Genomic DNA, 24,943 nt, shown 5'->3' with positions numbered 1-24,943 from the left:
GTCGGCGCCACCCAGGCGGCCCGCCGCGCTGTGATCTCTTCTTCGGAAACCAGCATATTGAGGCTGCGTGCCGGAATATCAAGCTCGACCATGTCCCCCGTTTTCAGCAGCGCCAAAGGCCCGCCAACATAAGATTCCGGTGCAACATGCAGCACGCAGGCACCGAAACTGGTTCCGGACATGCGGGCGTCCGAGATACGCACCATGTCGCGCAGGCCGAGCTTCAACAGCGCTTTCGGCATCGGGATCATGCCCCATTCCGGCATGCCCGGTCCGCCCTGGGGGCCGGCATTGCGGAGAACGAGAACGGTGTCCGGCGTCAGCGGATAGTCTGGATCATCGATGATCTTCTTCATCTCCGCATAGCTGTCGGCGACCAGCGCCGGGCCGCAATGGCGATGGAATTTCGGGTCGCAGGCCGCCGGTTTGATGACCGCGCCGTCGGGACACAGGTTCCCCTTGAGCACGGCCAGCGAACCTTCGTGATAGACCGGGTTCGACAATGGCCGGATAACGTCGTCATTGTAGATCTTCACTTGGTCCAGACCATCCACCAAGGGTTTGCCCGTCACGGTGATCGCGGTGGGATCCAGCTTGTCGCCGAGCTGCTTCACCAGAGCGCGCAGGCCACCCGCATAAAAGAAATCCTCCATCAGGTAGGTCGAACCGGAAGGCCGGATGTTGGCGAGAACCGGCGTCGTGCGACCGATGCGATCGAGATCATCGAGCTCCAACGGGACGCCGGCGCGCCGCGCCATGGCGATCAGGTGAATGATGGCATTGGTGGAGCAGCCGGTCGCCATGGCGACGGTGACCGCATTGTCGACGGCCGCGGGCGTGATGATCTGGTCCGGCGTCAGATCCTCCCACACCATATCGACGATGCGGCGGCCGCAGGCCGCCGACATGCGCTGGTGGTTGGCGTCGGCTGCCGGGATCGAGGATGCGCCCGGCAGCGTCAATCCCATAGCCTCGGCGATCGCCGTCATCGTCGATGCCGTGCCCATGGTCATGCAATGGCCGTAACTGCGGGCGATTCCGCCTTCGATGCCCTGCCACTCCTCCTGGGTGATCGTGCCGGCGCGGCGCTCGTCCCAATATTTGAAGCCGTCGGTACCGGAGCCCAGCGTCTTGCCGGCATAGTTACCGCGAAGCATCGGGCCGGCCGGCAGATAAATGAAGGGAATGCCCATGCTGACTGCGCCCATGACAAGGCCTGGTGTCGTCTTGTCGCAGCCACCCATCAGAACGGCGCCATCGACAGGATGGCTCCGCAACAGTTCCTCGGTCTCCATCGCCAGCATATTGCGATAGAGCATCGTCGTCGGCTTGACGAAGTTTTCGGAAAGGGAAAGAGCGGGCAGTTCCATGGGGAACCCGCCCGACTGAAGAATTCCCCGCTTCACCCATTCGGCGCGTTCACGGAAATGCATGTGGCACGGCTGCGCATCGGACCAGGTGTTGATCACGGCAATGATCGGCTTTCCCTGCCAATCCTCCGGCGCGTAACCCATCTGCATGGTCCGCGACCGGTGGCCGAACGAGCGCTGATCGTCCGGCAGCATCCATCGGGCGGACCGCAATTGCTCGTAGGTTTTCCTCGCGGTCACGGCCTTCTCCCACCTTTTCGCTTGCTTATTCAGCGTTTGCACCAACTGATATTTTAGTTTGACATATATATCAATGGAAAGTTTGCGTTCTTGTGCATTAGGTCGTGCAAAGCTATGAATGGAGTCGAAAAGGACGCCTCACATGAATTCCCAGTTCGCCTCTACATTCGGCCTGACCGCGCCCGGCTTCCCGGTCGTTGCCGGCAGTACCGTCCAGCGGGTCTATGATGATTTGCGAAAGCGCATCATCACCATTCAGTTGCCGCCGGACACCACGCTGTCGCGCACCGAGCTCACCGAGACTTATGAAGTCAGCCAGACTCCCATCCGTGACGCATTGCAGCTTCTCAAACAGGAGGGTCTGGTTCGCATTTATCCGCAGTCCCGCACTGTGGTGACCAGGATCGACGTCCTGCAGATTTACGAGGCGCATTTCCTCCGCGTTGCACTGGAAACGGAGGTTTGCCGCCGCCTCGCAACCGATCCGGATCCGGATCCGAGCGTCATTACCCGCGCCCGGTCGATCATCAAGATGCAGGCGGCAGTCGCCGACGACGCCGATCAGATCGCGATCTTCCAGGAGCTCGACGAGCTCTTTCACCAGACATTGTTCGCAGGCGCCAAGCGCAGCAGCCTCCACCAATTGATACGCGAGCGCTCCGGCCATCTCGAGCGTATTCGTCGCCTGCATCTGCCCGAGAAGGGCAAGATCGTCAGCATTCTCGATGGGCATCACGCCATCATCGATGCGATTGCCGCTCGCGACGAACAGGGTGCCGTCGACGCGATCCGTGAGCATCTCAGCCGCACCGTCGCAAAAGTGGAAGACCTGCGGAAGGAGTTCCCGGACTACTTCGTCTGATCCGCCCCGCCGCGGGTTTTGCCGGAGTCAATTGACCGGCGTCAGCAGCGGCCTGCCTGCGAAGAAGGCTGCAAGGTTGTCGACCGTCAATTGCGCCATCCTGTCGCGCGTTTCCTCGGTACCGCTGGCATGGTGGGGATAGAGCACAACGTTGTCGAGCGCTGCGAAGCGCGGATCGGGATTGGGTTCGTTGAGGTAGACATCGATGCCGGCCGAGGCGATCCGCCTTTCCTGCAAGGCTTTGATCAAGGCCGGCTCGTCGACCACGGTGCCGCGGGCAATGTTGATGAAGCTGCCGGTCGGTCCGAGCGCATTCAGCACGTCCGCCGAAATCAATCCTTCGGTCGCGGGGCCGCCAGGCGTCGCGACGATCAGGATATCGGCCCAGTCCGCCAGTTTTACCGGCGTGTCGAAATAGGCAAAATCGTTGCCGGCTTTCTTCGTCCTGCCGTAATAGCCGACCGTCAGCCCGACAGCTTCGCATCGCCCGGCAATGGCCATCCCGATGCGGCCGAGGCCGACGATCCCGGCCTTCTTGCCCGACGTCGATGTCGTCAGCGGCATCATGCCCTTCTGCCCCCAATCGCCGGAGCGCACATAGCGATCGCCTTCCGGCAGGCGCCGGCGTGCCGCCAGCATCAGAAGCAGTGCCATGTCGGCAACGTCGTCGCACAGCACCTCGGATGTGTTGGTGAGCTTGATGCCGCGCCGTGTCATCGCCTCGACGTCCATTTGGTCGTAGCCAGCCGAGGAACAGGCGGCGAGTTTTAATGCCGGCAATTTCGAAAGCAGGGCTTCGTCGATCGTCACATGGCCGTTGCAGACCAGTGCGGAAGAGACCGGGCCGGCTTGCTGCAAGAGAGCATCCCGCTCTTCGCCTTTGACCAGATCGAGCCGGTGCAGCGTATAGGTTTCCTCCAGCATCGCCATCTGATGGGGCCGGAGCGGATAGGCGACGATAACATCGGGCTTCATGCGGAAACGAGTCCTTCCTGTCGTTGGCGGGCGGCGCGTCGGGTGGCCTGGATCTCCGGATCAGGATCGAGGCTCGCGGCAAGAAGCGCCTGAGTGTAGGGGTGCGATGGCGCGTTGAAGATCTGTTCCACCGGCCCCTCCTCGACAATCTCGCCGGCCTTCATGACGATGACGCGATCGGCGAAATCGCGAACCACCGGCAGGTCGTGTGCGATGAAGAGGTAGGAAAGGCCGAATTCGCGACGCAGGCCCTCAAGCAAGGCGATCACCTGGGCCTGGATCGACACGTCGAGCGCCGAAACCGCCTCGTCGCAGATGATCAGTTTTGGCTCCATCGCCAGCGCCCGGGCAATCGCGATGCGCTGGCGCTGGCCGCCGGAAAACTGATGTGGATACCGGTCGGCCATATCCGGTTTCAGGCCAACCTTGACCAGCAGCTCGGCCACTCTTTCCTTCCATCTCGCTTTCGGCAGGATATCCGGGTGAATGACCCAGGCTTCGGAAATCAACCGGAATACGCTCATCCGCGGGTTCAGTGACTGGGTCGGGTCCTGAAAGACCATCTGCAAATCGCGACGCAGCCCGAATATTTCCCTCGGGGTCATCGCAAGCAGATCGTTGCCGCGGTAGAGAACCTGGCCCTCCTGCGGATCATCGAGGCGAACGATCGCCCGGGCAAGGGTTGACTTGCCGGAACCGCTCTCGCCGACAACGGCAACCGTCTCGCCGGGCATGATGACGAAGTCCACGCCCTTCAGCGCCTGGAATGCGCCAAAACTCTTTTTCAAGCCGATGGCGCGCAGCAGCGGTTCGCCCTGCCGGTCACGCTCTTGCGCCATCGCACCCTTCCCCGGTGCGGCAGCAATCAGCTTCTTCGTATAGGCGTTCTGCGGGTTGCGATAGACTTCGGCCGCATTGCCGGTTTCGACGACGCAGCCGGAATTCATCACCACGACCCGGTCGGCGATCTCGGCAACGACGCCCAAGTCGTGGGTGATCAGCAACAGGCCCATGCCGGTTTCCTGCTGCAACTCCTGCAGAAGTTCGAGCACCTGCGCCTGCACCGTCACATCAAGCGCGGTGGTGGGTTCATCCGCGATCAGGATATCGGGCTTGCAGGCGATTGCCATGGCGATCATCAGGCGCTGCCGCTGTCCGCCGGAGAACTGGAACGGATACTTTCGCATCGCCGCCTGCGGATCGGTTATGCCGACGCGCCCGATCAATTCGAGTGCCCTCGCGCCGGCGCGCTCCGCCGACTGGCCATGCGTCGTCATCATCTCGGTGATTTGCCAGCCGACCGGGTAGACCGGATTGAGGTGGGCGAGCGGGTCCTGAAAGATCATGGCGATCTTGGCGCCGTTGATCGAGCGCCGCTCCTCGGGCGTCATTTTCAGCATGTCGCGCCCGTTGAGGAGAATGGCGCCGCTGGTGATCTTACCGGGCGGCATGTCGATCAGATTCATGACCGCCGAGGCCGACACGGATTTGCCTGAACCGCTTTCCCCAAGGATCGCCAGCGTCTCGCCGCGATCGAGATGCCAGCTGACATCCTGCACCGCCTTGACGGTCCCGCTGGCGGTGTGAAACTCGACCGAGAGGTCACGCACTTCCAAAAGATGTTCAGCCATTTTTCCTGCCCCTCATTTCAAGGCGCCAGCGTTGCGTCGGATCGAGCGCGATGCGCAGCCAATTCGACAGAAGGTTCAGCGACAGCGTCGTCAGAATGATTGCAAGGCCCGGCCAGAAGGAAAGCCACCAGGCATTGGTAAGATAGGGTCGTCCTTGAGCAACCATCAGACCCCAGGTGATCTCCGGCGCCTGAATGCCGATGCCCAGGAATGACAGGGAGGATTCCGCCAGCATGACGAAGGCGAAATCCAGCGTCGCAATGGTCACCAGCGTTGGGAAGATTACCGGCAGGATGTGATGGAAGACAATGCGCCAATACGATGCTCCCATGACCTTCGCCGCCTGCACGAACATCCGCTCGCGCACTTCCAGCACTTCGGCGCGCGTGGTGCGCAGATAGATGGGAATGCGGGTGATCGCCAGGACGAGGACGATGTTGGTGACCGAGGGCTCGAGCATGTAGAGCACGATCACCGCCAGAAGCAGCGACGGAAAGGACATGATGACGTCGCCGAGGCGCATGATCCATTGAGCAGCAGAAGAGCGGCTGTAACCTGCCACCAGACCGAGCCCCGTACCGACGACTGATGATGCCAGCACGGCTGCTGCGGCAACCAGGATGGTATTTTGCGCCGCGACGATGACGCGGGCAAGAAGCGGCCTGCCCAGCGCATCGGCGCCGAGGACATAAAGCACTCCGCGGGTGATATCGAACGGCGGCGCGTTCCGGCCCCGCAGGTTCTGCTTGGTGGCGATGGCCTCCAGCACGAACGGGCCAAACAGCGCACAGAGCAGAACGATCAAGAGGAACAGAGCCGCGAAAAAAGCGAGCTTGTCCGCCCACAGCATCGTCAGCCAGCGCCCGATCGGGCCGCTTGGTCTTTTCTCGGCGAGGATTTGTGTGTCGGCCATCGTCATCGCTCAATACCGGATGCGCGGATCGAGCAGCGCATAGGCGATGTCGATCAACAGGTTCATGATGAAGATCGCCAGTGCCGAGACCATGATGACGGCCAGAACGACGGCGAAATCGCGAAGCAAAATGGAATCGATCATCAGCTTGCCGATGCCCGGAAAGCCAAACACCGTCTCAACGACGACGGCACCGTTCAGGATGGCGGCCGCCTGGTCGCCGATGACTGTGATCACCGGCAGCATGGCATTGCGCAGTCCGTGAATGAAGATGATTGAGGTCGAGCGGACCCCCTTGGCGCGGGCCGTCTTCACATAGGCGGAAGACAGAACGCTGATCATCGAGCCGCGGACCACCTGCAGGATCAGGCCGAAAGGCCGGATGAACAGCACGCTGACCGGCAGGACCCAGTGCCAGAACGTTCCCGTTCCCGATGTCGGCAGGACATGCAGTTTGACGGCGAAAATGACGATCGCCACGATGGCCAGCCAGAAATCCGGCGCCGCAGCGCCGATCAGCGAGAAGAAAGTGGCGAGGCGGTCGAAGACGCCGCCGACGCGAAACGCCGCGAGCGAACCGATGACGATCGCGGCGACCGTGACCAGCGCCATGGTGATGACAGCCAGCCAGAAGGTCCAGACGAAAGCCTCCAGCACCACATCCATGGCCGGACGGGCCTGTCGCAGTGACTGACCGAAATTGCCTTGGGCAAGATCCGAGACATAACGACCGAACTGGATGATCAACGGATCGTTGAAACCGTTCATCTCACGGAATTGCTGGCGCATTTCGGTGGTCGCATCGATCGGCAGATAGAGGTCGGTCGGATCGCCCGTCAGCCGGGACAGGAAGAACACGATGACGATAAGCACCACGAGCGATACGCCACTGGCGATCGCGCGTTTGCCGATGAAACTCTTCATGCACTCCTCCCGAGTGAACCCCATGGGGGTCGTGATGTCCGGTTTCGTCTTCGTCTGCGCTGCCCGTGATACCCCTCCGGCAACAGGCACAGCTCGACGACCAGTCGCTAGAACTGAAATATTAGTGCATCTAAAATTTTTGTGAACCCCAAAAATGATCAGGGCTTGTCAACCGGCGGCTTGCGTGCCATGTCATGCCGCGGGTTCCGATAATGGCCGCGCCGATGATCACCGCCGCGCCGATCCACGTCTGTGCGGCCGGAACTTCCGAGAAAAATGAGAAGGCCATAAGGGCCACGACGGGCAGTCGGAGAAAGTCGAGCGGTGCCAGAACGCTTGCGGCCGCCATACCGAAGGCGCGCGTGATCAGTGTCATGTTGAGCGCGCCGAGTGCCCCTTGCAGGGCAAGCAGTCCGAGTTGGCTCCAGGTCGGCATTGACCAGACCGGCAGCATGATGATCAGGCCAAGCGGCACCGTCGCTATCAGATTCCATGCAACCAGCCGGTCGGCACTATCCCTCAACGCCATCCGCCGCAGCATCAATTGGCTGGCCGCCGTCAAGACCGCTCCTGCCAGCGCAAAAAGCAGCCATTGGTCGAAACCGGACGCTCCAGGGCGAATGATGATCATGACGCCGATAAAACCTGCGACAATGCCGGCCACGCTGGAGATGCCGACATGCTCCTTGAGCACCAGCCACGCGCCGAGAACGAGAAACATGGGCATGGTGAAATTGATCGCCGTGGCATCGGCGAGTGGCGCGTGCGCAAAGGCGACGAACAAAGCAACCAGTGAGGCAAGCTTCAGACCTGCACGCACGACATGCAGAACACGATAGGGAGAGGATTTCAGGTCGACGCGTGACACGATCCAGGGCGTGACGACAAGAAGCCCGAAAAACGACCGGAAAAAGCCGATCATCAAGGGATGCACGTCGCCGGCCAGCAAACGAACGATGACCGCGTCGAGACTATTTAAAAAAGCGGCAGCCACCATCAAGCAGACAGCAAGGCCTGTGCGACCGGGCTGCATTACGCTGCTCCTGACCGAACAAAGGTGAACCCTGCTATATCGGCCACTCGACACGGTAGCGCATTGAACCGGCAATCCATTGGAAATAAAGCCTTCCCTGGCGTGTCTGCAATTCTCCCGCTGCCGCGGTTTGCCGCAGCGCAGACTACTCGTTCTCGCCAGGGGCCGGCGGCATCCGCTATTCCCCGGTACGGATCAACGGCTTTATCTCAATCTTTCAGCCTCCGTCACACTGACAGAGCGCATTGCTGACGGGAGCGCCTAGCTCACTGTTAGTGGATCATTCCGTTCGTCTTCGCCCGGTTCGAGAACTGGTGGACGAGCATGATGCCCTGCTCAAGGAGCAACTCGGCCGCCTGCAGATCGCGGGGCGTCATGTCCCCGGATAGTCCGCGAATCGTATTGGCGACGCAGATGGAGTTGGCGACAAAGCGGGTGTCGCCCTCACCTTCCGCCTCCTCGGCCGTTGCTTCCAAGGCGTCGGCGACGGTGTCGAGCAGGCTCGAGCGTTCGACAAGCGTCATGTCGTTCAGGGTTTTGGAAATGCCGTTCATGATTGTCTCCTCGCGCGTGCTCAAGGCGGATCGCAGCTCGATTTCTCGATTTCAGTCATATGGCGGTGACTGTCAGATAGGATAGCTGTCTTCAGAAGCAACTCATGGCTGCCGCGCACCTCATGCATGGGTGCAGCGAAATGGCGCGGTTCAATCAATAAATTTCGAGCCTATCATTTCAGATGCGTCAGGAGGTCGGCAAGCATCGATCGCTGCCCTTTCAACAGCTTTATGGCTGCGTCGGGCGGGGAAAACCACCCCGCCCGATCGACTTCAGGAAAGCTCTTTACCTGGCCCGACCGTGGTGGCCATTCCATTTCGAATTGGCAACTTTGTATCGCATTCACGTCGAGTATCGGATCGGCTTCAATCGCCCACGCGACGACTATCTTTCCGCCGGGTTGTCGGTATTCGCCCAACGGTGTGAACCTGCCATCGACTGCGAAACCCAGCTCCTCGGTAGTCTCCCTAATGGCCGCCGCGAGCTCATCTTCTCCAGGCTCGATCAGCCCCTTCGGGATCGACCACGCAGCTTCGTCTTTCCCAGCCCAGAAAGGGCCGCCCGGATGGACGAGAAGCACTTCGATGTCGCTGGAAACACGCCGGTATAGCAGAAGTCCGGCGCTGCGGATTGCCATCGCCTTGTGCCCTTCTTGTGTCGATCACGAGGCCAGGCATTCCTCACAGATGCCGCAGCCGTCATCGTCCATCCACCGACGCCGGCGCTTACAGCAAAGGCAAGCACGACTATCGGGTTGTTCCTTCGTGTCTTCCGGTGGAATAATCTCGATCGTCGTGTCGATTAGAGTGTCGGCCACAAGCTCCGCCATCTCGTTGCTCCATCAGTCTATTCTAAATAAGATAGGAGCGGCGATCGATACCGGCAAGGCTCTCGACGCCGGTCGGAGGGCCAAATGGCATGCCGAACCACATTCGGCGATCTCAGCATCGAACGCTGGGCCTTCTTGCGACAAGTGATATAGTTAAATTTCGGTCGTCTACCTGGACGATACGACAAAGGAACTATTCCATGGAAGACCAGAAACGCCCGCTGCAACCAGGAGAAACCGCCCCCGCCTTCGCACTCGCCACGGCCAACTTCGACGGAACCGTCTCTTTCGCCGATTTGAGCGGTCGTCCGTTCGTGATCGGGTTCTTTCGCGGGCTGCACTGCCCGTTCTGCCGGCGCCAGGTCGAACAGCTTGCTGACATACAGCCCACCCTGCGCGCCGCCGGAGTGGAGACCGTGGCCGTTATCAACACACCGGTAGAACGCGCTCGCCTGTATTTCCGCCACCGTCCGACGCCAGTAACGCTGCTATGCGATCCCGACTGCCACACACATCGGGCCTATGGTGTGCCCCATGCTGAGTTCCCGCCCGATGGGAGCAGCAAGCAGCCCGAATGGCCTTATAGCGCGACGATGGCGCAGTTCCAGGCGGCGCGCATCAACCCCACGGGCGAGTTGCCGGAATTGCTACAGCCCATGGAAGCCAATACTATACTCAACGCCAAGGACCACTTCGAGCTTGATGAAGCCGATATGGCGATCTTGGCGAACCACGCTACCCAGCTCGTCGGGCACTTCCTGGTCAATGCGAACGGCACCATCGCCTGGTCGCAAATCGAGGCGCTGGACGGGCCGAACGGTCTTGGCATCTTCCCGACTGCGGCGGAGATAATCGCCGCCGCCGGCAGCCTTGAACGCTGACTTTCAACGAACCATTGGCCAGCGTTGGCGAACTCTCCGACCTGTCATCAGTTTGACCTCCGCGTTCCGCCAGCCCGAGAAAATAGTCACGTTAGACAGACTTTAACCGTTGTTCGGTTTTTGCGTCGAACAGATGCAGTTTGCTGAGGTCTGGGCTAATGACGATCTGGTCGCCGGCGCGGAGATCAAGGCGCTCTCTTACCGTCGCAACGAGATGATCCTCACCAAACTTCGTGGTGACCTGGATCTCAGCACCGGTGGGCTCGACGAGAACGACCTCAGCGGCAACGGGACCTTGTCCGATTGTGAGATGCTCAGGGCGAATGCCGTAGATAAGCTGTGCACCGCGTTCCAATGACGCTGCTTCGGGCAGTGGCAGCCTACCTCCGCCGTCCGCGATCAACTCTAGCGGCCCTGAAGTGCTGACCTGGCCTCGAATAAGGTTCATCGCCGGCGAACCGATGAAGCCCGCGACGAAGAGGTTTGCCGGCCGGTCGTAGAGATCGAGCGGCGAGCCTATCTGCTCGACGAAGCCGTCCCGCATCACAACAATCCGATCGGCCATCGTCATGGCCTCGATCTGATCGTGGGTGACGTAAATGGTCGTTGTCTTCAGTCGCTGGTGCAGTTGCTTGATTTCCGAACGCATCTGCACACGCAGCTTCGCGTCCAGGTTCGACAATGGTTCGTCAAACAGGAAGACCTGCGGATTTCTAACGATGGCACGGCCCATCGCCACACGTTGACGTTGGCCACCCGATAGGTTTTTCGGATATCTGTCGAGCAGGTGCCCGAGCCCCAGAATTTCAGCGGCCTCCCGAATACGTTGCCTGGTCTGTTCCTTTGGGGCTTTCGCCAGCTTCAGCGAAAAACCCATATTCGCCTCGACTGTCAGATGGGGGTAGAGCGCGTAGGATTGGAAAACCATCGCGATATCGCGTTCTTTTGGCGCGACATTGTTCACGACCTTGCTGCCGATCGATATCCGGCCAGCTGAAATCTCTTCGAGGCCGGCGATCATCCGCAACAATGTCGACTTCCCGCACCCGGACGGACCGACCAGGATTACGAATTCGCCGTCTTGGATATCAATATCCACCCCATGCAGAACTTCGAAGTGACCGTAGCTCTTGCGGGCATTCGCCACACTTACTGACGCCATAACTTTCTCCGGCTGAATGTTGGTATCTTCGGATGCAGCCGCTCGTTGGACACGGCTGTCGATTGCTCATTGGATTGCCGTGGCGGCTGAATAAGGTGCCAATACCGCGTCGACCGCAGCAAGGCAGAGTTCGCGGGCCTTCGGAGCGACCCGCTTTGACACCACGCCGGAATAGAGTCGGCCGAGATATTGGCTGATCAGAGTTTCGGGAATTTCATCGGGAAGCCGGCTGAACAATTCGCCGACCGCGGCGGATGCGCGAGGATCCGGCCAGTAATAGCGAATTCGATCGCTATAGCTGAAATGCCGTTGCAGTCGCTGCTCATCGGGACTGCCGCCATAGTGGCCCGTCCAGTTTGCCGGTTGCTCGACCATGATTTTTTCCATGGTCGTCACCAGTCCGGTTCGTGGCGTCCTCCCGGCAAGCACATCAGCGATCGCATCGAGACCGTACAGCGCTTCGCGCAGCGCGAAAGTCAGCCCTGGTCCGACCTTGAGGATTGCAAAGCCGCCGTCAACGAGAGCAGACAAGGCTTCGGCCGGTTGGTAGTCGGTGGAATGTGCCTCGAAAACCAAGCCGGGCATGTCGTCCAGCGAACGAATGAGGCTCGTGGCCCGTTCGGGGTTGTAGAGCGCCACGTCCGTGTTGCCAAATTCCACGCCCGGCTGAACCACGATCCCAATGACCCGCTCCATCGCCGGCGCCAAGCCGGCTTCGGCAAACGACGCCTGGTGAACCGCCAGGGTTTTCATCGCCGCATCGGCCCGCGTGATTTCAATATCTTCGAGTGCGTGCGTTGCACCACCTGGAGGCGGCACCTCGGTTCCGATGATATAGACCGGCGGATGGCGGCCTGAACGAAGAGCGGCCTCCTCAGCGGCTTTTGCCAATCGAGCGGCCCGCGCCGCAGTCAATTCGTCATCGAGCGCCGTTGGTTCACCGGCACAGCCCATCGACGTGTCCAGGTGAATTTTTTCGAACCCTGCCTCGACATAGGCCGTCACCATAGCCGCGGCGCGCAGCATTGCCTCCTCGGCCGCCAATTTTCTCCATGGGTTGGGACCGAGGTGATCGCCACCCAGGATGACGCGTTCGGCTGGAAAATCAGTCGCTGCGGCGATGTCCTCGATGAACCGGCGAAAGTCCACCGGCGTCATCGCGGTATAGCCGCCCTCCTGATTGACCTGATTGCAGGTGGCTTCGATGAGGACCGCCCGGTGCTCCATGCCGGCACGCCGAAGGGCTGCCTCGATGACCAGCGGATGCGCCGAGCAGACCGAAGTGACGCCATGGGGAAGAGGCAGGTTTCGGGCACCGAAAAGCTTTCGCAGCGCGGTCTGGCGGTTTTCTTCGATCGACGTCATGCGAGCGTTACAACCTTCGTCAGGTGACGAGGAGAGACCGTGTCGATTTGCCGGGCCTGCGCGGCGCGTTCGCCGAGGACCTGCAGCGCCGGAAGGACAACGAGGCCCGCAAGCGACAGATCGACATCGACGGCGAGTTCCAGATCGCCTGGACCACCCACACCGATAACGACCGCGCCTTTTTCTCTCAGTTCTCCCACCAGTTTCGTCTCCGCCTCCCTCTGGTCGGAGCTGTACAGCATGACCGCAACCGTCTTTGCGTCAACGAGGCTGATCGGCCCATGACGGTATTCCAGCGGGTGGAAGGCCTGGGTCATGATCTGGCTCATTTCCATGAGCTTGAGCGCTCCCTCCAGGGCGATGCCGAAGAGCGGCCCGCCACCGAGAAAGACGAAGTGCGACCGGTCGGCGATAATTCCAGGAAGCGCCGCATCGAGAGCGCTCGCCAGCTGGCGGGCGGAATTCACGGCGGAGGCAGGAACCTTCTGCCCGATCATCTGCAAACCGAGAAGGACCATGAGGCTAGCCGAGACCGTCATGACGATACCTTCGTCGGGATGAGTTTCGGCAGCGACCATCCGATCGCAATTTTTCGCGAGAGAGCTTTCCGGTTCGACGGTTATCGCCGTCACGAAGGCGCCGGCGGCGCGGCTTGCCTTTGCCGCGGCGACTGTTTCTGTCGTCTCGCCGCTTCGGGAAAGCGCAACGACGTGTGTGTTGCGCCACTCCGGCCAGAAGGTCGACGGCCGGTTTTGCCATTCGGCACCAGGAACCGCGATTGCCTTGCGTCCGGCCATATTGGCATAGGCTGCCAGCGAGAGCGCAAGATTGAAGGATGTGCCGCAGCCGACGAAGACGAGCAGCTCCGCGCGGTCGTCGGCAGAATTCAATTCAATGGCCTTCTCCCAATAGGGAAATTGCTCGAAAATAACCTTTTCGGTCGTGCTCATGAAGTCTCCGATTATTTGACAGAACCGGCCAACAGGCCGCTGACGAGGTAACGGTTGAGAAAAATGACGACGAGGGCGGGGATGACGATGGCGATCGAGCCACTCGCTGTGATGAGGCCGTAGTCGATGAAGTTCTTCGTTACGAATTCCGGAATCAGAACCGTTAGCGGCTTCGTTGCCTGCGGCGAAAAAATGAGCGGTACGAGATACTGCCCCCAGGCACCCAGAAACGTGAGGATTGCCGCTGCCGTCAGACCCGGTCCGGCCAGCGGCAGGACGATGTTGAAGAAGATGTAGAGCCGGCCCGCTCCGTCGAGTTGCGCCGCCTCTTCAAGTGCGATCGGAAGAGCTTCGAACACGCTCCGCAACAGCCAGAGCGACAGAGGCAGGAAGGCCGAGACATAGATCAGCGAGACGCCCACATAGGTATCGACGAGATGCAGCTTGATCATGATCTGATAGAGCGGGATCAAGACAGCGTAGGCGGGAATGGCTAGGGTCGCGACAACGGCGACAAAAAGCGCTTTCCGGCCGGGAAACTGAAGCCTGGTGAACGCGTAAGCCCCCAGAGAGGATATCGCGACGCAAAGCAGCGTGGCAGCGATTGAGGTCACCACGCTGTTGAGCAATGCGGCCCGGAACTGTTTGAACACCTCCACACCCCCGATCCGCGCAATATTGATGCCGAGCAGCCGGGAGTAGTGATCGAGCGTAAAGTGCTGCGGGAAGAAGTTGATCGGCCGGGTCGAAAAGTCTTCGCTTGATGTAACCGAACTCGCAATGGTCCAGTAGATCGGCCCAAGAGACCAGATCAACAGGACGACGACACCGGTCCAAATCATCATTCGATAGGCAATAGTGGATCTCATCAGTCGAACCGTGTGTTGCGATAGACACGAAGGACGTAGACGAGCGAAATCAGCAGAGACACGAGAGTGATCACGACCGATAGCGCCATGCCATACGAGAAGCGGAGATTCTGGAAGGTTTCGAGGTAGATCTGGACGAGCACCGGTCGGGTCTCAAGGCTGGCGCCCGCCAGGACCCAGGCCTCGTCGAAGAGATTGAAAGCGTTCACGGTTGCGTTCGTCATGGCGACAGCGATCGCACTGCGAACCAGCGGAAGGGTTACCCATCCGAACATCTGAACGCGCGTGGCCCCATCGATCCGCGCAGCCTCATAGAGATGAACAGGGATACTCTGCATCGCCGCAAGAACGATGACGATCGTCAAAGGCATCATGCGCCAGACATGGACGATCGTTACGGCGACGATGGCGCTTGTGCGATCGTTGAACCAGACGTGATTTTCGAAGGGGAGCCCGAGCGCTGAAAGAATGCCGTTCAACAGACCCGCGCCCGGTTGATAAATCCAAAGCCAAATGACCGAATTCACAACGCCGGGCAGCGCCCAGGGCAAGATCACCGCAGCGAGAACCCATTGCCGCCCGACCTTGATCTGATTGATGAGAGCGGCGGCAAGAACGCCGAACACGGTTTCGGCGGCGACAGCCAGAACAACATACATGAGCGTGTTGCTCCAGGTCGTCGCGAGCTGCCCATCCGACAGCATTCGGCTGTAGTTCTCCAGGCCGACGAATGGCGTGCCGGCTTGCATGGGGTTGACCCTGTGCAGGCTGTCCCAGACGGTTCTTCCCATCGGGTAGAAGACCAAAGCTGCCATCGTGATAACGATGGGCGACACCAACAGCAAGCCGAGTGTGGTGTCGGCGTTGAAGCCGACCCCACGTTTGCTCGTGGCCCCTTCGGACGCCAAAGCGGTCATTGCGCCATCGCCTGCTTGGCGGCGGAAGCGATAGCCTCCATCGCCTGGTCGACGCTCATCTGTCCCTTGGCAGCGCTATTGATCGCCGTGTTTACGCCGCTGGAAAATTGCGGGTACCAAGGCGGCGTGCCCTGCGGGAACAGCGGCTCAACCGTCTTCGACTGCGCCACGAGAGCGTCGCCGCTGTTCAGCTTTCCGGATTCGTTGAGTTCGGAAAGGGCGGAAGTGCGTGTCGGCAGGAAGCCGTTCACGGCATTCTTCTTCTGGAAGTCCTTGCTGGTAAACCATTTGACGAAGGCAATCGCCGCCTCCTTGTTGGGAGAGACGTTTGGAATAGCCAGCGCTTCCGGAAGGCCGAAGCTGCGCGTTTCACCGCTTGCCGTCGGCACGAGGATCGCCTCTACCTGGCCGGCGACTTTCGACTGCTTGGGGTCGTTCATCTGGCCAAGGCGACCAGGCTCACCGGAGATCATGATGCTGGTGATGCCCTGGGCGAACATGCTCTCGTTGATCTGGCTGTCCTTCAGGCCGGTAGAAGCCGGATCGACCAGCCCTTCCTTGAGAAGCATCAATTCGAAAGCAAGCGCCTTGTAACCAGCCGAATCCGGCGAGGTGAAAAGCGGATTGAAGTCCTTGTCGAAGAGTTCGCCACCGAAAGCCTTCGTCAGCAGGTACCAGCTCGTCGACGCGCCTTCGGTTGCCGAAACCGGCAGGCCGATCGGATATTCGACAATGCCTTTTTCCTTGATCTTCTTGGCTGCAGCGACCAGGGCGTCCAATGTTTTCGGTATCTCGGTGATGCCTGCATCCGTGAAATGCTTCTTGTTGACGAGCATCACCCGGAAGTCGTTGGTGTAGGGAATTCCCAATAATTTGCCGTCGACCGTGAAGATCTTGGCAACGCCGATATCTTTCACCGTATCGGCGTCGATCACGTCGTTGAGCGGCATATACCAACCGGCCGCGCTGAACTGACCGGTCCAGGACCAATCGAATTCGGTCACATCCGCTGGGGCTGTACCGGCAACCAAGGCTGTCACCAGCTTCGGGCGGATGTCGTCCCACGACAGGGTCTGCAGGTCGACGTGAATGCCGGTTTCGGCCTCGAAGTCAGCGGCGATGTTCGGTCCCTGCGGCGATGGCATGAGCACCGTGATCGACTGACCGGCAAGCGGCTTGGCGTCCTGGCCCAGAGCGGGTGCGGCGATTGCCAAGGCCGCCGATGCAAGTAGAGGCAAGATCAATTTATGCATGTTCCCATCCTTCATTATTCTTGAGCTCAATTACTGGGATGCGCAGTCACCGCCTTCGGCCGTGGCCACGATTTGCCCGAACCAGCCGTCGTCTAGTGGCCAGTCGAGAAGCTGGGCGGCAGCCAGGAGCGCGCCGCCAATGGGGGGAAGTTTCGGCAAAGCCGGAGGCCTGCCGATTCGCCGTTCAAGCGCCTCCAAAAGAAGCCGGCTCGAAAAAGTACCGCCGGCATAGGTCCAGTCGGCATCCGGATCACAATGGCCGGCAATTGCCGCATGATGCTTCGCCAGTTCATCGGCCGCCTGCTCGATCAACCCGATCGCCCCTCTATCGCTGCCAAGTGCGACCTGATCGACGAGGGTCGAAATTGCTGCAATGTCCGCCCGTGGGTTCGCCAGGGAGCTGGCCCAATCGCCGAGCCCATTCATTGGATTGCTCAAGTCGATGCGAAGATGGTCAAACAGGGCCTTTGCGAGAGCTGTTGCCGGAGCACGCCCGTCCAAGCTTTGGCTGACGAGATTGAGCGCCCTCTGCCCGATCCAATGACTGCTGCCCTCGTCACCGATGAGATCTCCCCAGCCGCCGGTGCGCGCCGACTGGCCTTTGGAGTTACGCGCCCATGCCATTGAACCTGTGCCGGAAAGAATGAGGATACCCGGCTCGCCCGCAAAAGCACCGAGGTGCGCCGCGTCCACATCGTTGAGGACGCGGCGGTGGACGTTTGGGAACAGGCGCTCGATCGCATCGCGCTGTAGAGCCGAGAGGCGCTCAACCTCGCCGTAGGCGGGCAGCGCTGCGGCGACGGCCGCCAGATTTCCTTCATCGCGAAAGGGAAGGAGATGCTGCTCCAGCTCGTGGAGCCAATTCGGATTGTCCATGGGATTGACGCCATGGCCGCGGGAACGCCGCAATATCCGGCCACGCTTGTCCGCGAGGGCAACCAGCACCTTGCTTCCGCCACCGTCGATGCCGAGGATCAGCGCGTCGCTCACTCTTTCGCCCTCAGATCCGCGATTGTTGCGTCGACGCCGAAGTTGACGAGCTCGTCACGCCAATGCCGCGAAAGCCCGGAATCGGTAATGACTTTCGCGGTGTCCAGCGGCGCGACCTTGTAGGTCGCGGTGGTTCCGAATTTCGAGGAATCGGCCAGGACGAAACGATTGGCCGACCGAGCCAGCATGCGCCGGTTGAGGCTCGCTTCCGCACTGTCCACGCTGTAGATCGAGCCGTCAGAGCTAATGGCGCTGGCGCCAAGAAAGAGCTGGTCGAACCATAATGTTTCCAGCATTGCCTCCGCCTGAGGTCCGACGAGCGACGCATTTTCGCTACGCAGCTGACCGCCGAGAAGCACCACCTCCAAATTCGGAATATTCAGGAATTCCTGCGCTACCGTCAGGCCGTTGGTGAATATCCTGAGCGGCATGGGGTTGATGCGAACGAGGCGCGCAAGCTGCAGGACGGTGGTTCCCGCGTCGAGAAAGATCGCCGTACGCGGATGAAGCAGGCCATAGGCCGCGGTGGCAATCGCCCGTTTGGCTGACAGGTGGCGCTTTTCGCGCTCCTGAAATGCAACCTCAACCGACGATCCTTCGGCAATGCGCGCTCCACCATGCACGCGATCAATGGCGCCTTCCTGCTCAAGGATCTGCAGGTCTCTACGAACCGTGGCAAGCGATGCTCCGATCGCATCGGCAAGCGCCTGAATGGTCGAAAACCCGTTCGCGTAGAGGTGGCTGCGAATGGCATCCAGTCGATCGACCTTCACTCCAACTGCCTGGCTCAACGACAACCTCCCTCACGGCCGATCCCAATTTCGATCATACTTTCACTTAAAATGATCAGAGTCAATCAGAATTCTGACGTTTGTTGATTTATCGGATGATGACTGGAATGAAAAAAGACGCGCCGTGAATTCACGGCGCGCCTAAAACGAATGAACTGCCATGCGCTTGTGGCTGGCTTACCCGCGGGATCTCACTGATACCTCGGCAGCAAATCCCCGTGCGCATCGATCAGGTCGTCGACAAGGTTCCAGATTTGGTCTGGAGACAATTCCGCAGACGTATGCGGATCAAGCAGAGCAGCTTGGTAGATGCGCTCGCGGTTTCTTGTAAGAGCCGCCTCGACCGTCAATTGCTGAACGGAAACGCTCAAGTTCATGACGGCGGAAAGCTGAGAGGGGATCCGACCAACCCGGACCGGCTGAATTCCGTTTCTGTCGACATGGCAAGGCACTTCCACGATGCATTCATCGGGCAGATTCTCGATCAGGCCGTTGTTTGGGACATTGCCGTATATCAACGCCGGATTACCAGTTACCGCGGCATGAATGATGCCGGCCGCATATTCATTGCTGCGGCACACCTCGATCGGCTTGTCGCCTTCCAGTTCCTTGCGCAGGTCATGCCACTCTTTGATCTGCACCTCGCAGCGCCGGATGTATTCGTCCAACGGAATATTGAGCTGATCGATCAGATCCCCTCGTCCCTCCTTGATGTACCAGGAGGTATACTCGGAGAAATGCTCGCTGGATTCGGTGACGAAGTGGCCGAGCCGTTTGAGAACATCGAACCGCACCCGATCGTCCGGCGGAACGCGGCCATCGGCGGCGAGAGCGTTCAGTCGCGGATAAAGGTCTTCCCGCCGTCCGTCGCTATGAGTTTTCTCATATTTCAGGAAGAAGGCGACGTGGTTGATCCCAGCCGAAACATAGTTCACGTCGGCAATGTCCTCGCCGAGGCATTGCGCGAGATGCCCGGCTGTGTGCTGCACACTGTGACACAAGCCGACGGTGCGGATTTCCGGGGCCAGATCCTTGATCGCCCAGCAGTTGATGGCCATCGGGTTGACGTACTGCATCAGAAGAGCCTGCGGGCAGACCTCCTGCATGTCTCGGCAGATCGCCTCAAGGACTGGTATCGTCCGCAAACCGCGGAAAATGCCGCCGATGCCAAGGGTGTCGGCGATCGTCTGACGCAGACCATATTTTTTTGGAATGTCGAAGTCCGTGACGGTCGCCGGTTTGTAGCCACCGACCTGCATCATGAGGATCACGAAATCGGAACCGCGCAGCGCTTCTCGCCGCTCGAGCGTGGCGTCGATCCTGACGTTTGAAAGCTTAAGTGACTCGCAGATCCGGCGAGCGACGATCTCTGAGGTCTTCAGTCGCTCGGGATCGATATCGAAGAGGCTGATGACGTAGTCGCCGCCTCTCTGCGAGGACAGGACGTCTCCCAGAATGTTCTGTGCAAAAACGGTGCTACCAGCGCCTACCAGGCAAATCTTCGGCATTGCAATCTCCGTATCGGTTGTGATTGCTTATTGCTCCTTCTAGATTGGAATTTCTTCCCGGCATTTGCCTATTAATTCCGGAATTCGAGTCTCAGACACATGAAACATACCCAAAGCCGCGGCGAACGGATTGGATCTCGAGGGGAGTTCCTGATCGAGCGTCACATCGCTGATGCGATGGCCGCACCGCATTGGCACGACCACGTTGAATTAAACCTGCTGATGGCAGGCCAGATGACCTATCTTTTTAATGGAAGGCGGGAACAGGTGGAGGCCGGCCGCCTGGTCTTATTCTGGGCCGCGATTCCCCATCAGACGATCGCTGTTGCCGAAAACGCGCCCCTGGTGTGCCTCTATCTTCCCCTTGTCGATTTTCTGGGTCTGCCGGTGGACAGAAAGGCAAGGCAGTCGATCATGCAGGGGAGATTTCTGGCGCAGGGAAATCAGGAAGCGATGGATGCTTTGATCCTTCCACGATGGGAAAAGGAATGGCAGTGCGGCGGTGCGGCAAGACGGAAACTGGTCGTGGAGGAAGCGCGACTGCGAATACGACGTCTGATCCTGGACAATGCTGAAAGCGACAATTCGCCAATCCATGTCTCTCCGACATCGTTGGCCGGCCAGGCGGTGCGCCACGTCGAGCTGCTGATCGACCTCATTAATTCCCGCTACGCAGATCCGGTAAGCGTAGCCGATCTCGCAAAACTCGCGGGAATGCATCCAAGCACCGCCAACAGCGCTTTCCGAAAGGTTTTGGGAATATCAGTCAACGAATACCTGACTCGACATCGGATTGCCCGGGCGATGCAGCTGCTGACGGACACGGACGATCCGGTCCTCCAGATCGGTTTTAACTGCGGGTTTGGTTCCAATAGTCGCTTCTACGAGATTTTCAAGGAGCGAACGGGGACGACCCCCCGTCATTTCCGGGAAGCGGTGAACTCCAAGAACACTCCAGCGCCGTGATGAGTTTCCAACCGACGAGGTCGTGATGGCTCTGTGCCTACTTATTTCGGCTCACTACCTGAGCAGATGCGTGCGGCTTGCGCTTCGACCTCACGCGGATCCAGCGTCGCCGTTTGGTCCCGGCGATAGATCTCGGCGGAAATCACCGCTAGGCATCGATCAAAATCGGAGGGACGGATGAGGATCGCGCCACCAACGATGATCGCGGAAAGCAAGATCGCCCCTGCCAGCAGAATATCACTTCTGACCATGTCTCCCCCGGTGCGACCGCCGTACGGCTTTAGTGGAGCGTGCCGCTGATCACCATTTTTGACACGAATGCGGAAAGAAGCTGGCTATCGAAATGGCCCGGCGAATTCATCATCATGTTGATCGCCTCTGCTTGCGAGAAGGCGCGCTTATACGGCCTGATTGTGGTCAGCGCTTCATAAACGTCACAAATCGCCGCAAGCCGGGCGACGTAAGGGATCTTCTTTCCGGCGAGCCGGCCAGGATAGCCCGAGCCATCGAATTTTTCGTGGTGGTAGCGACAAATGTCGAGCACCGGCTTCGGGACATGCGCGACATGGGAAACCAGCTCATATCCCCGCTGAGGATGCCCGCGGACAAGATCCATTTCCTCGGCCGTCAGCTTACCGGGTTTCGTCAAGATGTCGTCCGGGAGCGCCATTTTTCCAAGATCGTGAACCAGTCCACCCAGTCCCAATACCCGTACATCCTCTTCTCCATGACCGAGGCTGCGCCCTAGGGTGATCATCAACGCGCTTACCGCAAGCGAGTGGAGGAACGTCAGCTCATCCTTTTCCTTCAGCTTTGCGACTGCGATCAGCGCGCCGGCGTTGTCGAAGGCTGCCGACATGATCCGCTCCACAGCTGCGCTTGCCGCATCACTGGCGAAAGAAGCTTTGATCCTGGCGTGGGCAAGCATTTGACGGATCTGCGGCCTTGTATCCTCGACGCATTCCCTCGCCTGCTTGATATCCTTTGCCGAAAACACGGCACGAAGCTGGGCGTCAAACGCAGCCCGGTCGATGTCCTGTGCCCCGCCCGGGTCAACATCCGCGCCTTTTCCGACGTCGATAACAACAGTCATCAGGCGGTTTGCCATCAAACTCTCGACCTGACCGGCGGCCGAGATCAGGAACGGCTTGAACCGGCGTGTCCTGTCTTCTCCCTCAATTTCGACGTCCTCGACATACATTCCTACCCGCAGCTGGCTGACATGTATCCGTTTTCGCATCTCTGATCCGTTCAAAATGATCTTGGTACTCAAGCGTTGTCTCAGATATCCGGGGCTGGCCCGAGCGCGAAAACTCGCTCAAGCTATAGGGCTCCGGCCGCACGGGTCCTGTCTTGGTTGAGCCGTTGTCCATGCTGCTCTAAAATGGCCGCGGCGACCGTTCGATCGACGGCTTTCGAAAACAGATAGCCCTGTCCGAGCTTGCAGCCGAGCTGGCTCAATTGAACAGCTTGGGGTTCTGTTTCAATCCCTTCTGCGACGACCCGGATTCCCAGCTTGTGAGCTATTCCGATCAGGCCCTCGACGATGAAGGTCCCAGCGTCGCCCGGCACCATGCGGTCGATGAAGGATTTGTCGATCTTGATGATGTCGACCGGCACCGTCAGCAGATGGGTCAAAGACGCGTAGCCCGTGCCGAAGTCGTCGAGGGCAACCCGCAAGCCCTTGGACCGAAGAGCCTTTATCTCGTCCGCTACGACATAGTCCCGTTGTCCGAGATAAACCGATTCCGTCACTTCGAGGATGATGTGCTTGAGAGGAACCTCCGCTTCCCCGAAAATTCGGCACAACCTGTCTTGCAGATTACCGCCACGAAAATCTGCGGCGGACAGGTTGATGCCGACATGCTGGAGAGGAAGGCCCCGGGCGAGCCAGCTGCGGATGTCCCTTGCAACCCTGACCAACATGCGTTGAGTGAGCTCAGCAGCAATATGCGCGTCTTTTGTCGCCTCATGGAAATGCGCTGCGGCTATGATTTCGCCGGAAGGCGTGGTCATTCGACACAAGGCTTCGAAACCGACAATTTCCCGTGTATCGAGGCGCAAGATCGGTTGGTAATGCGCGTCGATCCTATCGTCTTCCAGGGCGACGCCCACGTCCCGAACCGCCCTGAAGCGTCTGGTCAGGGCGGTGCCCAGGCCGGGATAGTGTTGCACGTATCGACCGCGGTTGTGTTCTTTCGCATGATAGAGCGCCACATCGGCGTTCTGGCGGATCTGGTCAGGGTTTGTTTCGGTCTCTGCCAACGCGCCGCCAATCGTCGCGGCGGGAAAGACGACATGTCCGTCGCACGTTGAAGGAGAGGACAGTGCTTTGAAGATGTCGGTTGCCCTCGCATTCAAATCAAGGTCTTTGTCGTCCGACACAATGACAGCAAACTCATCTCCACCGAGCCTAAAGGTGTTTTTGGCGCCTGCTGTTGCGGCGATCCGGTCTGCAACCACTTGAATCAATGCGTCGCCGGCTGCGTGCCCGAACGTGTCGTTCACGAGTTTCAAGTTGTCGATGTCAACAAGCAGGATGCCCCAGGCGCGCCGGGATCGAGGCAGCTCTTCGGCGAGAAGCTGGTTGAAACGAGCGCGATTAGACAGTCCCGTCATGCCGTCGCTATATGTCAGCCGCTGACGTTCCATCACCCGTTCTTCGCGATCGATGGCGATTGTGCAGAGATGGACACAAGCCTCGACGAGGTCCCGTTCGACGGCCTTCGGACCGCGGTGGTCTCGATAGTAGAAGGCGAAGGTGCCGACTACCCGGTCGCCGCTTTTGATCGGGCTGGACCAGCAAGCCCGCAACCCCAGCGGAAGCACCAGGGACTTGAAATCCTGCCAACGCGGATCGGTCTCGATATCGGTGACAACGACCGCTTCTCCGAAATAGGCGGCAGCGCCACAGGAGCCCGCAAGAGGACCGGCTTCAAGACTGTCGACAGCCGCTGAATAGTCAGGCGGAAGGGAGGGGCCAGCAAGTGTGTGAAGACGGCTCCCATCAAACGTCAGCACCGAAGCGATGATTCCAGGAACGGCGGCCTCAACCCTGAGGCAAAGTTGCTCGATCGTTGCTGCCAGCGGTTCCCCTTTGGCAATCATTTCCAGAATGGCATTCTGCAACTGAAGGATCATGACGTTACTTCCCGGAAGGAGACCCTGCCTACCAAACCGACTTTCAAATCAGGTTACGCCGTTGATTAGATTTTGATCGAATAGACGCACTCGCGAGCCATCAACGGCCGAGCCCCGAAGCGGAGTTAGAAATTCCAGACGAGAGGCAGGGTCGATCTGCTCACGCGGGCCTTGAATAATCGATCGTGGGACTCATCTCCTTTTGCTCGTGGAGCAGACGTTCCGGGCTGAACGGGTGTGATGCCCGGATTGGCGCATGCCTGGCGCATAATCGCCTCTGATTGGCAGGGCTTGGTGCCCTGTTCCACGATGCCATGCCGTTTGAGGCAGACGTCCTCGACCGTCGGCTTGCTTCATTCAAATGTCACGGGGTGCAGAACATGACGAAAGTTCCAACTATCGCCCGTATCTGGCGCGGTCGCACGAAGCCGGAATTTGCTGATGAATACGAAGCTTACAATCGCGCTGAGGGAGTTCCGCCGCTACAAAAGACGGCACTCGGCGTCCAATTGCTGCGCGAAGATCGAAAGGATGAAACATGGTTCACGACGATCTCCTACTGGGCCGACATGGAATCGATGACGGCGTTTACGAAAGGTGATCCGGAGCAGGTTCATCATCTGGCGCGAGATGCAGAACTGCTGTGCGAACTTCCGGAGCGTATCCAGATACATAAGATAGTGGTCCCTCCAAATCTGCGTTGAGCCTTCTTAGCGTCTTTCTGCAGCTCCCGCGCTTTTTCCCGGCCAGAGATAATCGTTCCAAAACGTTTTGGCTTGACTCCCAAAACGTTTTGGAGAATCTTTTTCTCACTTCGG

23 protein-coding genes and 1 pseudogene are annotated in these 24,943 nt (G+C 59.3%); 4 read left to right on the top strand and 20 right to left on the bottom strand.

Going from position 1 to position 24,943, the window contains the following annotated elements; genetic code table 11:
- On the bottom strand, positions 1-1,610 hold a 1,610-nt coding region (araD, locus tag FY112_RS26630), incomplete at its 3' end, for an L-arabinonate dehydratase (RefSeq protein ID WP_246700747.1).
- Positions 1,611-1,752: 142 nt separating this feature from the next.
- Here araD and FY112_RS26625 point away from each other — a divergent pair.
- Positions 1,753-2,472: a GntR family transcriptional regulator gene (locus FY112_RS26625; protein ID WP_017956478.1), complete on the top strand. Its 720-nt coding sequence runs from the start codon at positions 1,753-1,755 to the stop codon at positions 2,470-2,472.
- A 27-nt stretch (positions 2,473-2,499) separates the two neighbouring features.
- Here FY112_RS26625 and FY112_RS26620 read toward each other — a convergent pair whose 3' ends face one another.
- The 7 genes and pseudogenes from FY112_RS26620 to FY112_RS26590 form a co-directional block, all read right to left on the bottom strand.
- A complete protein-coding gene (locus FY112_RS26620; RefSeq protein ID WP_151519668.1) occupies positions 2,500-3,447 on the bottom strand; it encodes a 2-hydroxyacid dehydrogenase in 948 nt (315 codons plus the stop codon).
- On the bottom strand, positions 3,444-5,078 hold the full coding sequence (locus FY112_RS26615; protein WP_027664340.1) for an ABC transporter ATP-binding protein: 1,635 nt from the start codon (positions 5,076-5,078) through the stop codon (positions 3,444-3,446). The genes FY112_RS26620 and FY112_RS26615 overlap by 4 nt, the downstream gene beginning before the upstream one ends.
- A complete protein-coding gene (locus FY112_RS26610) occupies positions 5,071-5,997 on the bottom strand; it encodes an ABC transporter permease (RefSeq protein ID WP_181018283.1) in 927 nt (308 codons plus the stop codon). The genes FY112_RS26615 and FY112_RS26610 overlap by 8 nt, the downstream gene beginning before the upstream one ends.
- A gap of 3 nt (positions 5,998-6,000) precedes the next feature.
- A complete protein-coding gene (locus FY112_RS26605) occupies positions 6,001-6,915 on the bottom strand; it encodes an ABC transporter permease (protein WP_065282725.1) in 915 nt (304 codons plus the stop codon).
- 158 nt (positions 6,916-7,073) lie between these two features.
- Positions 7,074-7,948, bottom strand: a pseudogene (locus tag FY112_RS26600) (DMT family transporter).
- A gap of 272 nt (positions 7,949-8,220) precedes the next feature.
- Complete coding sequence (locus FY112_RS26595; protein ID WP_025397396.1) at positions 8,221-8,502, bottom strand: hypothetical protein; 282 nt, start codon at positions 8,500-8,502, stop codon at positions 8,221-8,223.
- 173 nt (positions 8,503-8,675) lie between these two features.
- Positions 8,676-9,140, bottom strand: coding sequence for an NUDIX domain-containing protein (locus tag FY112_RS26590; protein WP_072641250.1), 465 nt, complete (start codon positions 9,138-9,140; stop codon positions 8,676-8,678).
- Between the two features lie 392 nt (positions 9,141-9,532).
- Between FY112_RS26590 and FY112_RS26585 the strand changes: the two genes are divergently transcribed.
- Positions 9,533-10,213, top strand: a complete 681-nt coding sequence (locus FY112_RS26585) for a peroxiredoxin-like family protein (protein WP_151519665.1) — start codon at positions 9,533-9,535, stop codon at positions 10,211-10,213.
- A gap of 91 nt (positions 10,214-10,304) precedes the next feature.
- Here FY112_RS26585 and ugpC read toward each other — a convergent pair whose 3' ends face one another.
- From ugpC to FY112_RS26540, 9 genes are all read right to left on the bottom strand, one after another.
- Entirely contained in the window at positions 10,305-11,375 is a 1,071-nt protein-coding gene (gene ugpC / locus FY112_RS26580; protein WP_151519664.1) for a sn-glycerol-3-phosphate ABC transporter ATP-binding protein UgpC, read from the bottom strand.
- Between the two features lie 66 nt (positions 11,376-11,441).
- A complete protein-coding gene (locus FY112_RS26575) occupies positions 11,442-12,740 on the bottom strand; it encodes a D-tagatose-bisphosphate aldolase, class II, non-catalytic subunit (RefSeq protein WP_151519663.1) in 1,299 nt (432 codons plus the stop codon).
- Positions 12,737-13,690, bottom strand: coding sequence for an SIS domain-containing protein (locus FY112_RS26570; RefSeq protein WP_151519662.1), 954 nt, complete (start codon positions 13,688-13,690; stop codon positions 12,737-12,739). The genes FY112_RS26575 and FY112_RS26570 overlap by 4 nt, the downstream gene beginning before the upstream one ends.
- Positions 13,691-13,701: 11 nt before the next feature.
- Positions 13,702-14,535, bottom strand: coding sequence for a carbohydrate ABC transporter permease (locus tag FY112_RS26565; protein ID WP_181018285.1), 834 nt, complete (start codon positions 14,533-14,535; stop codon positions 13,702-13,704).
- Positions 14,536-14,558: 23 nt separating this feature from the next.
- Positions 14,559-15,476, bottom strand: a complete 918-nt coding sequence (locus tag FY112_RS26560; RefSeq protein WP_151519660.1) for a sugar ABC transporter permease — start codon at positions 15,474-15,476, stop codon at positions 14,559-14,561.
- The gene (locus FY112_RS26555) at positions 15,473-16,729 is read right to left on the bottom strand and encodes a sugar ABC transporter substrate-binding protein (protein ID WP_043294021.1); all 1,257 of its coding nucleotides are present in this window, start codon (positions 16,727-16,729) and stop codon (positions 15,473-15,475) included. Before FY112_RS26555 ends, FY112_RS26560 begins: the two co-directional genes overlap by 4 nt.
- Before the next feature lie 30 nt (positions 16,730-16,759).
- Positions 16,760-17,719: a BadF/BadG/BcrA/BcrD ATPase family protein gene (locus tag FY112_RS26550; protein ID WP_017956462.1), complete on the bottom strand. Its 960-nt coding sequence runs from the start codon at positions 17,717-17,719 to the stop codon at positions 16,760-16,762.
- Positions 17,716-18,510: a DeoR/GlpR family DNA-binding transcription regulator gene (locus FY112_RS26545; RefSeq protein WP_151519659.1), complete on the bottom strand. Its 795-nt coding sequence runs from the start codon at positions 18,508-18,510 to the stop codon at positions 17,716-17,718. The genes FY112_RS26550 and FY112_RS26545 overlap by 4 nt, the downstream gene beginning before the upstream one ends.
- A gap of 191 nt (positions 18,511-18,701) precedes the next feature.
- On the bottom strand, positions 18,702-20,018 hold the full coding sequence (locus tag FY112_RS26540; protein ID WP_151519658.1) for an alpha-glucosidase/alpha-galactosidase: 1,317 nt from the start codon (positions 20,016-20,018) through the stop codon (positions 18,702-18,704).
- Positions 20,019-20,117: 99 nt separating this feature from the next.
- Between FY112_RS26540 and FY112_RS26535 the strand changes: the two genes are divergently transcribed.
- A complete protein-coding gene (locus FY112_RS26535) occupies positions 20,118-20,984 on the top strand; it encodes a helix-turn-helix domain-containing protein (RefSeq protein WP_151519657.1) in 867 nt (288 codons plus the stop codon).
- A 41-nt stretch (positions 20,985-21,025) separates the two neighbouring features.
- Here FY112_RS26535 and FY112_RS26530 read toward each other — a convergent pair whose 3' ends face one another.
- From FY112_RS26530 to FY112_RS26520, 3 genes are all read right to left on the bottom strand, one after another.
- Positions 21,026-21,199 carry a hypothetical protein gene (locus tag FY112_RS26530; RefSeq protein WP_226532360.1) on the bottom strand — a complete coding sequence of 58 codons (174 nt, stop codon included), beginning with the start codon at positions 21,197-21,199 and terminating at the stop codon, positions 21,026-21,028.
- 65 nt (positions 21,200-21,264) lie between these two features.
- Positions 21,265-22,224 carry an HD-GYP domain-containing protein gene (locus FY112_RS26525; RefSeq protein ID WP_181018284.1) on the bottom strand — a complete coding sequence of 320 codons (960 nt, stop codon included), beginning with the start codon at positions 22,222-22,224 and terminating at the stop codon, positions 21,265-21,267.
- Between the two features lie 83 nt (positions 22,225-22,307).
- Positions 22,308-24,125, bottom strand: a complete 1,818-nt coding sequence (locus FY112_RS26520) for an EAL domain-containing protein (protein WP_151519655.1) — start codon at positions 24,123-24,125, stop codon at positions 22,308-22,310.
- Positions 24,126-24,505: 380 nt separating this feature from the next.
- Between FY112_RS26520 and FY112_RS26515 the strand changes: the two genes are divergently transcribed.
- Positions 24,506-24,829 carry an antibiotic biosynthesis monooxygenase gene (locus FY112_RS26515; protein WP_025397412.1) on the top strand — a complete coding sequence of 108 codons (324 nt, stop codon included), beginning with the start codon at positions 24,506-24,508 and terminating at the stop codon, positions 24,827-24,829.
- Positions 24,830-24,943 lie beyond the last annotated feature (114 nt).

The sequence above is a fragment of the Rhizobium sp. PEPV16 genome (genome assembly GCF_008919455.1).
GTDB lineage: Bacteria > Pseudomonadota > Alphaproteobacteria > Rhizobiales > Rhizobiaceae > Rhizobium > Rhizobium leguminosarum_Q.
The sequence above is the reverse complement of the archived record's forward strand: the minus strand, read 5'-3'. Positions and strand labels throughout refer to the sequence as shown.

What these genes read in the sequence shown, in the direction of transcription:
- FY112_RS26560 (WP_151519660.1), bottom strand. Translation starts at nt 15,476, where the DNA reads ATGACCGCTTTGGCGTCCGAAGGGGCCACGAGCAAACGTGGGGTCGGC.
- FY112_RS26615 (WP_027664340.1), bottom strand. Translation starts at nt 5,078, where the DNA reads ATGGCTGAACATCTTTTGGAAGTGCGTGACCTCTCGGTCGAGTTTCAC.
- FY112_RS26590 (WP_072641250.1), bottom strand. Translation starts at nt 9,140, where the DNA reads ATGGCAATCCGCAGCGCCGGACTTCTGCTATACCGGCGTGTTTCCAGC.
- FY112_RS26605 (WP_065282725.1), bottom strand. Translation starts at nt 6,915, where the DNA reads ATGAAGAGTTTCATCGGCAAACGCGCGATCGCCAGTGGCGTATCGCTC.
- ugpC (WP_151519664.1), bottom strand. Translation starts at nt 11,375, where the DNA reads ATGGCGTCAGTAAGTGTGGCGAATGCCCGCAAGAGCTACGGTCACTTC.
- FY112_RS26515 (WP_025397412.1), top strand. Translation starts at nt 24,506, where the DNA reads ATGACGAAAGTTCCAACTATCGCCCGTATCTGGCGCGGTCGCACGAAG.
- FY112_RS26540 (WP_151519658.1), bottom strand. Translation starts at nt 20,018, where the DNA reads ATGCCGAAGATTTGCCTGGTAGGCGCTGGTAGCACCGTTTTTGCACAG.
- FY112_RS26525 (WP_181018284.1), bottom strand. Translation starts at nt 22,224, where the DNA reads ATGCGAAAACGGATACATGTCAGCCAGCTGCGGGTAGGAATGTATGTC.
- FY112_RS26570 (WP_151519662.1), bottom strand. Translation starts at nt 13,690, where the DNA reads ATGAGCACGACCGAAAAGGTTATTTTCGAGCAATTTCCCTATTGGGAG.
- FY112_RS26595 (WP_025397396.1), bottom strand. Translation starts at nt 8,502, where the DNA reads ATGAACGGCATTTCCAAAACCCTGAACGACATGACGCTTGTCGAACGC.
- FY112_RS26520 (WP_151519655.1), bottom strand. Translation starts at nt 24,125, where the DNA reads ATGATCCTTCAGTTGCAGAATGCCATTCTGGAAATGATTGCCAAAGGG.
- FY112_RS26620 (WP_151519668.1), bottom strand. Translation starts at nt 3,447, where the DNA reads ATGAAGCCCGATGTTATCGTCGCCTATCCGCTCCGGCCCCATCAGATG.
- FY112_RS26625 (WP_017956478.1), top strand. Translation starts at nt 1,753, where the DNA reads ATGAATTCCCAGTTCGCCTCTACATTCGGCCTGACCGCGCCCGGCTTC.
- FY112_RS26575 (WP_151519663.1), bottom strand. Translation starts at nt 12,740, where the DNA reads ATGACGTCGATCGAAGAAAACCGCCAGACCGCGCTGCGAAAGCTTTTC.
- FY112_RS26555 (WP_043294021.1), bottom strand. Translation starts at nt 16,729, where the DNA reads ATGCATAAATTGATCTTGCCTCTACTTGCATCGGCGGCCTTGGCAATC.
- FY112_RS26565 (WP_181018285.1), bottom strand. Translation starts at nt 14,535, where the DNA reads ATGATGATTTGGACCGGTGTCGTCGTCCTGTTGATCTGGTCTCTTGGG.
- FY112_RS26610 (WP_181018283.1), bottom strand. Translation starts at nt 5,997, where the DNA reads ATGACGATGGCCGACACACAAATCCTCGCCGAGAAAAGACCAAGCGGC.
- FY112_RS26535 (WP_151519657.1), top strand. Translation starts at nt 20,118, where the DNA reads ATGAAACATACCCAAAGCCGCGGCGAACGGATTGGATCTCGAGGGGAG.
- FY112_RS26585 (WP_151519665.1), top strand. Translation starts at nt 9,533, where the DNA reads ATGGAAGACCAGAAACGCCCGCTGCAACCAGGAGAAACCGCCCCCGCC.